The 11,484-nt window shown below is 42.2% G+C and carries 11 protein-coding genes; 8 read left to right on the top strand and 3 right to left on the bottom strand.

From position 1 onward, the window contains the following. The first annotated feature begins 52 nt into the window (after positions 1-52). The 4 genes from M3087_RS02810 to M3087_RS02825 all read left to right on the top strand — a co-directional run bounded on the left by M3087_RS02810 (position 53) and on the right by M3087_RS02825 (position 4,872). Entirely contained in the window at positions 53-1,135 is a 1,083-nt protein-coding gene (locus tag M3087_RS02810; protein WP_249093597.1) for a UDP-N-acetyl glucosamine 2-epimerase, read from the top strand. Positions 1,136-1,280: 145 nt separating this feature from the next. Beyond that, positions 1,281-2,261, top strand: a complete 981-nt coding sequence (pfkA, locus tag M3087_RS02815; RefSeq protein ID WP_022383570.1) for a 6-phosphofructokinase — start codon at positions 1,281-1,283, stop codon at positions 2,259-2,261. Positions 2,262-2,474: 213 nt separating this feature from the next. Beyond that, a complete protein-coding gene (gene aspS, locus M3087_RS02820) occupies positions 2,475-4,235 on the top strand; it encodes an aspartate--tRNA ligase (RefSeq protein WP_249093599.1) in 1,761 nt (586 codons plus the stop codon). Positions 4,236-4,377: 142 nt separating this feature from the next. After that, the gene (locus tag M3087_RS02825; RefSeq protein ID WP_022383568.1) at positions 4,378-4,872 is read left to right on the top strand and encodes a hypothetical protein; all 495 of its coding nucleotides are present in this window, start codon (positions 4,378-4,380) and stop codon (positions 4,870-4,872) included. A 104-nt stretch (positions 4,873-4,976) separates the two neighbouring features. Here the strand turns inward: M3087_RS02825 and M3087_RS02830 are convergent, their stop codons facing one another. Both M3087_RS02830 and M3087_RS02835 read right to left on the bottom strand, forming a co-directional pair. Further along, positions 4,977-5,861 carry a carbon-nitrogen hydrolase gene (locus M3087_RS02830; protein ID WP_249093601.1) on the bottom strand — a complete coding sequence of 295 codons (885 nt, stop codon included), beginning with the start codon at positions 5,859-5,861 and terminating at the stop codon, positions 4,977-4,979. 6 nt (positions 5,862-5,867) lie between these two features. Then, a complete protein-coding gene (locus tag M3087_RS02835; protein ID WP_249093602.1) occupies positions 5,868-6,983 on the bottom strand; it encodes an agmatine deiminase family protein in 1,116 nt (371 codons plus the stop codon). Between the two features lie 207 nt (positions 6,984-7,190). Between M3087_RS02835 and M3087_RS02840 the strand changes: the two genes are divergently transcribed. Then, complete coding sequence (locus tag M3087_RS02840) at positions 7,191-7,973, top strand: Nif3-like dinuclear metal center hexameric protein (RefSeq protein WP_022383566.1); 783 nt, start codon at positions 7,191-7,193, stop codon at positions 7,971-7,973. 4 nt (positions 7,974-7,977) lie between these two features. Further along, complete coding sequence (locus M3087_RS02845; RefSeq protein ID WP_022383565.1) at positions 7,978-8,739, top strand: zinc ribbon domain-containing protein; 762 nt, start codon at positions 7,978-7,980, stop codon at positions 8,737-8,739. 130 nt (positions 8,740-8,869) lie between these two features. Here M3087_RS02845 and M3087_RS02850 read toward each other — a convergent pair whose 3' ends face one another. Continuing rightward, complete coding sequence (locus tag M3087_RS02850; protein ID WP_106484909.1) at positions 8,870-9,319, bottom strand: type I restriction enzyme HsdR N-terminal domain-containing protein; 450 nt, start codon at positions 9,317-9,319, stop codon at positions 8,870-8,872. Positions 9,320-9,379: 60 nt separating this feature from the next. Between M3087_RS02850 and M3087_RS02855 the strand changes: the two genes are divergently transcribed. Together M3087_RS02855 and holA are read left to right on the top strand one after the other, a co-directional pair. Next, on the top strand, positions 9,380-10,156 hold the full coding sequence (locus tag M3087_RS02855) for an AMP nucleosidase (protein ID WP_022383563.1): 777 nt from the start codon (positions 9,380-9,382) through the stop codon (positions 10,154-10,156). Between the two features lie 17 nt (positions 10,157-10,173). Then, complete coding sequence (gene holA / locus M3087_RS02860; RefSeq protein ID WP_022383562.1) at positions 10,174-11,193, top strand: DNA polymerase III subunit delta; 1,020 nt, start codon at positions 10,174-10,176, stop codon at positions 11,191-11,193. The last annotated feature ends 291 nt before the right edge of the window (positions 11,194-11,484 follow it).

Genomic DNA, 11,484 nt, shown 5'->3' on the forward strand with positions numbered 1-11,484 from the left:
ATTTATAAGGATTCAGCAGTACTGTAAATCTCTAAATATTCATTTTTTAAGTATGAAGATTACGATTATTGCCGGCGCACGTCCCAATTTCATGAAAATAGCCCCTTTAGCACGTGCAATCAGAGCTGAACAGGCTCAGGGCAAAGATATTCAATATCGTTTGGTCTACACCGGTTCACGACAGGATGCAAGTTTGGACTCTACATTGTTTGAGGATTTGGGAATGGATGCTCCCGATGTATATCTCAATGTGGAAGCAACGGACTTCTTTGAACGTTTGGCGGGAATCTTGGTTTCTTTTGCACATGACCTGGATGCTCACCCTACAGACTTGGTGATGGTTGTCGATGATATGACCCCAACCATGGCATGTTCCATCGTAGCAAAAAAGAAAGGCATCAAAGTAGCGCATTTGGTTGCAGGAATCCGTTCCTTTGATATGAATATGCCCAAGGAGGTTAACCGGATGATTACAGATGGATTATCTGATTATTTCTTTACTGCGGGGATGAATTCCAATCGCAACCTGAATCAAACGGGGACAGAACAGGCCCATGTCTATTTCGTAGGTAATCTCCTAATTGATACATTGCGTTACAATCGACAGAGATTCGTGCGTCCCGATATGCCGGCTGATATCACTGACGGAGCCTACCTGTTGTTCACTCTGAACCGACGCGCAGTGGTCGATGAGCCGGAAACATTGCAGAATTTGTTGGAAACTCTTTTGCGGGAGACGGATTTGCCAATCATGACTCCACTTCATACGTATGTAGCAGATAAGATACGTTCTTTGCATCTTGATTTGTCCCGCCTTCATTTGTTGCCTCCCCAGCCTTATTTGCAATTTGGCTATTTGGAAGCACATGCAGCCGGAATTATCACAGATTCAGGCAATGTGGCGGAAGAAGCAACGTTTCTCGGAATACCTTGTATTACCTTACATGATTATGTGGAACATCCTGAAACAGTAAACCAGGGGACCAACGTTGCCGTAGGTCTGGATATGAAAGAACTGGCAGAAGCCCTCCGGGTTCTGAGAAGAGGAGAGTGGAAAACAGGCTCCCTTCCGGAACGCTGGGATGGACGTACGGCAGAACGTATCCTTCAGATATTGGAAGAGATTAAATTCTGAACTTAAAAGACTGTTGCAACCTATTACACATATATTAAATAAGGTATAGACAGCTTCTAAATTAGAAAAGATTCTTGCATGCGTACAACTATTTTTTCTACTTTTGCAGCATCTAAACAAATTATTCATAGGTAAAAAGAACATCATGGGAACAATTAAATGTATTGGTATCTTAACCTCCGGGGGTGATGCTCCGGGAATGAATGCAGCAATCCGTGCGGTGACTCGTTCAGCCATTTACAACGGATGGAAAGTAAAAGGAATCTATCGGGGCTATGAGGGATTGATTAACAATGACATAAAAGACTTGACCTCAGAGAGTGTCAGCAATATTATACAACGTGGCGGAACCATTCTTAAAACAGCGCGTTCGAAAGAATTCATGACTCCTGAAGGACGTCAGAAAGCTTATGAGAATCTTCAGGCACATGGAATCGATGCACTGGTTGTGATTGGTGGAAATGGTTCCTTATCGGGAGCCCAACTGTTGGCCAATGAGCATAATATGATTTGTATCGGATTGCCTGGTACAATTGACAATGACTTGTATGGAACCGACTCCACAATTGGTTATGACACAGCCTTGAATACTATTATCGAATGTGTTGACAAGATACGTGACACAGCAACGTCACACGATCGTATTTTCTTTGTAGAGGTAATGGGACGTGACGCCGGTTTCCTGGCACAAAACAGTGCCATTGCTTCAGGAGCTGAAGCTGCCATTATCCCGGAAGACGAAACCGATATTGACCAGTTGGAGGAATTTATTGGTCGTGGTGTACGTAAAAGCAAGAGTAGCAGTATCGTAATCGTGTCGGAAAGTCCCAAAAGCGGTGGTGCCATGCACTATGCAGAACGTGTACGCAAGGAGTATCCGCAATATGATGTACGTGTGACAATCCTCGGACACTTGCAACGCGGAGGTACCCCTAGCGCCTTTGACCGTATCTTGGCAAGCCGTCTGGGAGTAGCAGTCATTGAAGCTCTGAAAGAGGAACAGCGTAATGTGATGATCGGAATCAGTAACAATGAGATTGTTTATGTTCCTTTCAATAAGGCTATTAAACGGAATAAGCCCATTGATCGGGAACTGATTAATGTCTTGAATGAACTATCTATCTAACTAAATAGAATCGGATAATTAATCTTGATGAGCCTTGCATGTTACGTTTTATACATGCAAGGCTTATTTTATGCTTGAAAAAGTATCTGAGTAGAAGTTATTTTAAGGCTTTTTTGTAGGTTAGCCGTATATTCTCCCAACGGATGATGCTTCATCCTTATTATTTTCACTAATTTTGTCCGCAAATTGAAAATACATAAAAACTTAATCGCAATGTTCAGAACACATACATGTGGAGAACTGAGACTCTCCGATGCAGGTAAAGAAGTAACTCTTGCCGGCTGGGTGCAGCGTTCACGCAAGATGGGAGGTATGACTTTTATTGATTTGCGTGACCGTTATGGCATTACACAGTTGGTTTTTAATGAAGAAAATAACGCAGCACTTTGCGAACAGGCTAATCGTCTGGGGCGTGAATTCGTCATTCAGGTGAAAGGTACCGTCAATGAGCGTTCCAATAAGAATACCCATATTCCAACAGGTGATATTGAAATTATTGTCAATACTCTCACCGTATTGAATACAGCATTGACTCCTCCGTTTACCATTGAAGACAATACGGATGGAGGTGATGACTTGCGCATGAAGTATCGCTATCTTGATTTGAGACGTAATGCCGTACGCAAGAATCTGGAACTGCGCCACCGTATGACCATGGAAGTACGTCGTTATCTCGACAGCAAAGGCTTTTTGGAGATAGAGACCCCCATGCTGGTAGGTTCAACTCCTGAAGGAGCCCGTGACTTCGTCGTTCCTTCCCGTATGAACCCGGGGCAATTTTATGCTCTTCCACAATCACCACAAACATTGAAGCAACTCCTGATGGTTTCCGGAATGGACCGTTATTTTCAGATTGTGAAGTGTTTCCGTGATGAAGACTTGCGTGCTGACCGCCAGCCGGAGTTCACTCAAATCGACTGTGAGATGAGCTTTGTAGAGCAGGAAGATATCATTGAGACCTTTGAGGGGATGGCCAAACATTTGTTCAAGGAACTCCGTGGAGTGGAATTGACAGAACCTTTCTTGCGCATGCCTTGGGCAGATGCCATGAAATATTATGGTAGCGATAAACCAGACTTGCGCTTCGGAATGCGTTTTGTTGAACTCATGGACATTCTTAAAGGATATGGATTCTCTGTGTTTGACAATGCAGCTTATATTGGAGGAATCTGTGCCCAAGGTGCCTCTCATTACACCCGTAAACAGCTTGACCAACTGACGGATTTTGTAAAACGTCCACAGATTGGCGCCAAGGGGTTGGTATATGCTCGTGTTGAAGCTGACGGAAATGTAAAATCAAGTGTTGATAAATTCTATTCACAAGAAGTGTTGCAACAGATGAAAGCAGTCTTCAATGCGCAACCGGGTGACTTGATCCTGATTCTGAGTGGTGATGATGCTATGAAAACTCGTAAACAACTTTCAGAGCTACGCCTGGAAATGGGAAATCAATTGGGATTGCGTGATAAAAATAAGTTCGCATGCCTCTGGGTCGTAGATTTCCCGATGTTTGAGTGGAGTGATGAAGAGGGACGTCTGATGGCTATGCACCATCCCTTTACCCATCCGAAGGAAGAGGATATTCCTCTATTGGATACCGACCCGGCTGCTGTTCGTGCCGATGCTTATGATATGGTAGTTAACGGTGTTGAAGTCGGAGGTGGTTCTATTCGTATCCATGACTCACAGCTTCAGGCAAAGATGTTCGAAATATTGGGATTCACTCCCGAACGCGCACAAGAGCAGTTTGGCTTCCTAATGAGTGCGTTCAAATATGGAGCTCCTCCTCATGGAGGATTGGCTTACGGGCTTGACCGCTGGGTATCGTTGTTTGCAGGTTTGGATTCCATCCGCGATTGCATTGCATTCCCCAAAAACAACTCCGGTCGTGACGTTATGTTGGATGCTCCTGCAGCTTTGGAACAAAAGCAATTGGACGAACTACATTTGATTGTTGACTTGAAGGAAAAGTGATTGGAATAAAATAACTATTCTGTTATAAGGACCTTATTTATGGACATTTCAGTAAGAACGGTTCATAAATAGGGTCTTTTTTATTCAATCACCATCAACTTAATAATAGTCGATTGGAATAATTGATTCGTATCGTAAATTTATGGAAATACGTAAGGCCGAATTGGGCGATCTGACTCGCTTGATGGATATTTTTACTCATGCCCGTCAGCTAATGATTGCTACAAATAATCCCCATCAATGGATTGACGGCTATCCTTCCGAGCAGTTGATTAGGGAAGAGATTGAGCAAAAACATTGCTATGTCTGTGTGGGGAGAAACGGACAAGTAGTCGGTGTGTTCTGCTATATCGAAGGAGAAGACCCGAACTATGCACATATTGAACAAGGAGCTTGGCTAAATGATTTGCCGTATGCCACAATTCATCGATTGGCGACATCCGGAGAAGAGAGGGGAGTAGCGGATGCTTGTTTCCGCTGGTGCATGGAGCGTAGCAATAATTTACGCGTAGATACTCATCGTGATAATCTTATATTACAACATCTCGTGGCTAAATATGGATTTACCTATTGCGGTATTATCTACGTTTCAAACGGGACTCCCCGCTTGGCCTATCAGCGATATGTCGGGAAGTGAGAAATAGTCTGAATAACTACTGACGCGGATAACAGGGTCACAGACAGACTCGTATTATCCGCGTCAACTAAGAAAAAACAAGGAATAGCTTCAAGATTCTGCAACTAGTCTATAAATCTCCTAGTCAGCTCTTGAAACTCATCAATTCGTCTATCCCGTAAGAACGGCCACCAGCGACGCACATTCTCCGAACGTTCCAAGTCTACTTCCACTACGAGGTTCTCTTCTTTGAGACTGCCGGCTTGTGCCAGAATTTCTCCTTGCGGTCCGGCAACAAAACTATTACCCCAAAACTGGATACCCCTGGTCTGCCCGGAAGGATCAAGCTCATGTCCAACACGATTGACAGCCACGACCGGCAACCCGTTGGCTACGGCATGGCCCTGTTGAGAAATCATCCATGCACCCAGTTGTCTGGCCTTTTCATCGTCAGTGTCACTGCTCTCCCAACCAATCGCTGTCGGATAAATCAAAATGTCGGCACCTTGCAATGCCATCAGACGCGCTCCTTCAGGATACCATTGATCCCAACAGACTTGCACACCAAGTTTTCCAATCGAAGTTTGTATTGGTTTGAAACCCAAATCTCCAGGAGTAAAATAGAATTTCTCATAATAAGCAGGGTCATCAGGAATGTGCATTTTCCGGTATTTTCCGGCAATACTTCCATCTTTATCGAATACAACTGCTGTATTATGATAAAGTCCCGGCGCACGCTTTTCGAACAATGAAGTGACCAGAACAATATGAAATTGTCGTGCAATCTCGCTATAAAACCCGGTAGACGGACCTGGAATAGGTTCAGCAAGGTCAAAATTCGTTGTGTCTTCTGTCTGACAGAAATAGAGTGTGTTGTGTAGCTCTTGCAATACGACCAACTCAGCCCCGTAAGCTGAAACGGCAGCTATATTGCGATTAAGCTTTTCCAGGTTGATACGTAAATCGTTACTGTTTGCCTGTTGGATTAAACCAATCTTTATCTTTCTCATATCGTGTTATTTATTTTCTTTAGCTGTTACAAAACATCCTGAAGGATATTGCATGGTGGCACAATGCAATGAACCATGCTGCTTGATGAGTGCCCGGCAATCCACCCCGATGATGTCGTGATGGGGGAAGGCTTGTGACAATACTTTTTTAGCTCTCTCATCATTATCTGGCTGGGCATAAGTCGGATATAATACCGCTTCATTCATAATAAGAAAATTGGCGTAAGTAGCTGGCAGGCGTTCCCCGTTACATACAATAGCGTCAGGCATCGGAAGAGGCAACAGGCGGTAAGCGCATCCGTCGAGTGTACGGAAAGAAGACAATTGCTCCTCCATCCGTTGAAGTGCTTCATAATGCTCATCATTTTCATCCGTGCATTTCACATAGACCAATGTGTCTTCCGGGCAAAAACGTACTAAAGTATCTATATGGCTGTCTGTATCATCACCCGATAAATATCCGTAGTCCAACCATAAAACCTGTTCGAGATGGAACAGAGATTTGAGATGGTTTTCGATGTCCTTTCTATTCATGGTTTCATTGCGGTTGGGAGCCAGCAGGCAAGTGGAAGTCGTCAGTAGCGTTCCTTTGCCATCACTTTCAATCGAACCACCTTCCAGAACGAAATCAAGGCAGTTGCGATAAGCTCCATGCAATAATCCGGAAGCGAACAGCCGACGATTGATTTGATTGTCCTCATTGGCAGCAAACTTCATACCCCATCCGTTGAAACAAAAATCAAGTAGGAGAGGCCCTTGTTCGGTAAGCATTGTGATGAAGCCATGGTCACGTGCCCACGTATCATTGGTCGGACATTCCAGGAAGTAGACATTATCCATATTCACCTTATTATATATAAGCTCTCGTACACGTTCCGGTTCCGGTGTGACAATGAGTAGCGGTTGTCTGTCAGTAATCTCTTTAGCCAGCTCCATGTAGCAGGCATCCACCTCGCCAAGCATGGGTGCCCAATCTGTATTTTTATGGGGCCAAGTCAGTTGGATCAAACTCTGTAAATGCCACTCAGCAGGAAGAAAAGCGGCAACAGTCTCGACTCCAAAGTTCAATTGCAACGTTTTTTCTGTACCGCCTCCTTGGGGTAGGCTAACAAATAATCCCATAGTGTTCTATCAATTTATAATATTCTGTTTTTTGTTCAATTGAATGTCTGATCATGATTTGTTCTGATTTTGCGAATAAAATGAGATCATGGATTGACATTCGTATTTGTTTGTGCGGCAAAGATAAGTCTTTTCAACCAAAAAATGTATTTGGTACTAGGATAGCGCATAGATTTCCACTATCTTTGCGGTAATTTTAGAAATAGAATGAAAATAAAGGAACTTGTATGCGCCCTTGAAAGCTTCGCGCCTCTGCCTTTGCAGGAAAGCTATGATAATGCTGGCTTGCAATTAGGATTGACAGAGTCGGAAACGACAGGGGCTTTGTTGTGTCTTGACGTCACCGAACCTGTCATAGACGAAGCGATAGCATTGGGGTTTAACCTCATTGTGTCGCATCATCCACTGTTGTTCAAAGGAGTAAAATCCATTTCCGGTTCAACTTATGTGGAGCGCTGTATTTTGAAAGCTATAAAAAATGATATAGCAATCTACTCAGCACATACCAACTTGGACAATACAGTGGGAGGTGTAAACTTCAAGATTGCCGAAAAGATTGGTTTAAGGGATGTTACCTTCCTGACTCCGTCTCAGAATGACGGTATAAGCGGAAGCGGAATAATAGGTACATTGTCGGAGCCTGAAACTGAGACCGACTTCTTGCGACGCATCAAAAAGCTCTTCGAGGTCGGTTGCCTTCGCCATAATAAAATGACCGGACGTCAGATTCAACGTGTGGCCATTTGTGGAGGAGCCGGTGCATTCCTGATTCCGGATGCTATTGCGGCTGCGGCCGATGTTTTCATTACGGGGGAAATCCGTTATCATGAATATTTTGGACATGAACGAGAGATTCTTCTGGCTGAAATAGGCCACTATGAAAGTGAACAATACACGAAGGAATTGCTTGCAGAATATCTGCAGAGACAATTCCCCGGGCTTAAAGTGGAACAAACAAAGATCAATACAAATCCCATCAAATATTTATAATCATATGGCAAAAGACGTAAAGAAAGACCCTCAAGATCTGTCGGTAGAAGAGAAACTGAAAGCACTGTATCAACTGCAGACTATGCTCTCTGAAATTGATAAAATTAAGACTTTGCGCGGTGAACTCCCCTTGGAAGTACAAGACTTGGAAGATGAGGTGACAGGCCTGACGACCCGCATCGAGAAGATCAATAAGGAAATAGCTGAGCTGAAAGAGAACGTCACCACTAAGAAAAATGAGATTTCTGAGGCACAGGCATCGGTAGATAAATATAAGACTCAATTGGATAATGTACGCAACAACCGTGAATACGATGTGTTGAGTAAGGAAATCGAATTTCAGACTTTGGAAATCGAATTATGCGAGAAAAGAATCAGAGAATACAATGCTTCTGCAACTGCTAAAGCCGAAGAGTTGAAAAAGAACACGGAGTTACTTGAGGAACGTAAGCAAGATTTGGAGGTCAAAAAGACAGAATTGGATGAGATTGTGTCTGAGACCAAACAGGAAGAAGAAAAACTGCGTGAAAAAGCAAAGGCATTGGAAACAACTATTGAGCCTCGTTTGCTTCAAGCATTTAAGCGTATCCGTAAGAATTCTCGTAATGGTTTGGGAATTGTCTATGTACAACGTGATGCTTGTGGCGGTTGCTTTAATAAGATTCCCCCTCAGCGTCAATTGGACATTCGAATGCGTAAAAAAATCATCGTATGCGAATATTGTGGCCGTATCATGATCGATCCTGAACTGGCTGGCGTTGAATAAGTCTTGTCATTCCTCTAGAATTAATAAAAGCGGTAGCATATCCCTGAATAGAAAAGGATGTGCTACCGCTTCTTCTTGTTCATTTATTAAGAACTTTGGGAAGTATCCAAAGAAGAACTTATTGTATTTTTTATAAAGACGAGTAATCCGGTATCTCTTGGAGAAAGGTATAGGTTTGTCGGGCATAATCCATCTTACAGCAGAAATGCTTCAGCCCATTGCTGACTATCAAATAATCTACCCTCAAGACAATATTATAATTGCTGATTTGTGAAAAGACCTGTTGGGTTATCTCGATATGGGGGGCTTTGTATTCTATAATCATTTTTGCCGACAGATCACGATTATAAAGGACCGTGTCGCAGCGCTTGGTCGTTTTGTGCAGCTTCAGCATGACTTCATTGCCCATTAATGCTTGAGGATATCCCTTATGCTCAATAAGAAAATGGACAAAGTGCTGCCGGACCCATTCTTCGGGAGTTAGCACTACATATCGCCTGCGCAGAATGTCGAAGATAGTTGTTTTCCCATCATGAAGTTCTATTTTTGGTTGGAAAGGAGGTAAGTTTAATGATAACATTTGCTACTTTTGTGAGAGTTTATATCAAGCCATATTCATTTAGACAAAAGTATAGAAATTATGAGGACGAAGCAAGAAATTGTCGAGAATTGGCTTCCGCGCTACACACACAGGCGTCTGGAAGACTTTGGAGAATATATATTGTTGACAAATTTCAACAACTATGTGGAGTTGTTTGCAGAAGAATGTAATTCTGAAGTTGCAGGTGAGGATGCTAATATGAGATCATCTTCTGCCAATGGTATCACAATAATCAATTTTGGAATGGGAAGTCCCAATGCGGCTATCATTATGGATTTGTTAGGAGCAATTCGACCAAAAGCCTGCCTGTTCCTTGGAAAATGTGGAGGAATTGACAAGAAAAATCAATTAGGAGATTTAATACTTCCCATTGCTGCAATACGTGGTGAGGGTACATCAAACGATTATTTTCCCCCTGAAGTTCCGGCCCTCCCGGCTTTTATGCTACAGCGAGCCGTTTCTTCTACAATCCGCGATCATGGACGGGATTATTGGACAGGTACTGTATATACAACCAATCGGCGCATTTGGGAACATGATGTAAAGTTTAAGGAATATCTGTTGTCAACCCGTGCTATGGCTGTTGACATGGAAACAGCAACTCTATTCAGCGTGGGCTTTGCCAATCATATACCAACAGGGGCGTTGCTGCTGGTATCAGATCAGCCAATGGTTCCCGAGGGCGTTAAGACGGAAAAGAGTGACACACTGGTTACGCACAATTACGCGCGCGAACATGTACGAATCGGTATCGAATCCCTCCGCATGATTATTGATGAAAAACGGACGGTGAAGCACTTGAAATATGAATGGTAATCAAAAATGAATTTAAGATGGCTAAGCAGGAAATAAGCATTGAGGAAATAATCCGTAACTTAAAAAATAGACAATATGCTCCCATTTATTATTTAATGGGAGATGAGTCTTATTACATTGATAAGATTGCCGATTATATGGCAGATACAATCCTGACTCCTGAAGAGAGAGAGTTCAATCAAATGATTTTCTATGGAGGAGATACTGATATAGAAACTATCATCAATGCAGCCAAACGGTTTCCGATGATGAGTAAATACCAACTGCTTATTGTCAAGGAAGCCCAAGGCTTAAAGAATATCGATAAGCTGTCTTACTATTTGAAGAAGGTACAGCCCTCTACTATCTTAGTATTCTGCCATAAGAACGGCTGTTTGGATCGAAGAAAAAAAGTTACATTAGAGATTGAGAGAAATGGGGTACTTTATGAATCCAAGCGTTTGAAGGAATCACAGCTACCTGCGTTTATTACAAATTACCTGAAGCGAAAACGGGTGGATATAGAACCTAAAGCTTGTGAACTGATGGCTGGTTTTGTTGGTTCTGACCTGTCCCGAATGAGTAGTGAGTTGGATAAACTGATTCTCACTTTACCCAAAGGGATGAACCGGATTACTTCTGAGCAGATTGAAAGAAATATAGGTATCAGTAAAGACTTTAATAACTTTGAATTGAAAAATGCATTAATTGAGAAGGATGTATTTAAGGCAAACCAGATTATTAAATATTTTGAGGAAAATCCCAAAAATAATCCTCTCCAGATGACATTGGCTGTGCTCTTTAACTTCTTCTCCAATTTGATGCTTGCTTATTATGCACCTCAGAAGACAGAAGCTGGAATAGCTATTCAATTAGGATTGCGAAATCAATGGCAATCTCGGGAATACATGCTCGCAATGAAAAAATTCAGTGGAGTAAAGGTTATGCAGATTATCGCGGCCATTCGCCAATGCGATGCCAAGTCTAAAGGAGTAGGTAATTCTTCAATAACAAATGGAGAGCTTCTCAAAGAACTTGTCTATACAATCCTTCATTAAATATGTCCCTGTAAGATATTATTTCTTATAGGGACTTTTTGTATTACTATTGTAATAATCATTATAAAATGCGCTACATCACATTACAATCATATAATAAAAGGGTGATAAGATAGGTGGGATAAAACTTGATTTATTACATTTAAATATTACATTATATATCGTAACATAACGATACAATTGTTTTAATGTATATTTATCCACTCTTTTCAACTGGCAATATATCAATGAATACCAATATATTAGTTCCTAAACAGTGAGGTTATATGGTAGACAGGATTAAAAATGAAA

The organism is Mediterranea sp. ET5, assembly GCF_023337025.1.
Classification (GTDB): domain Bacteria; phylum Bacteroidota; class Bacteroidia; order Bacteroidales; family Bacteroidaceae; genus Phocaeicola_A.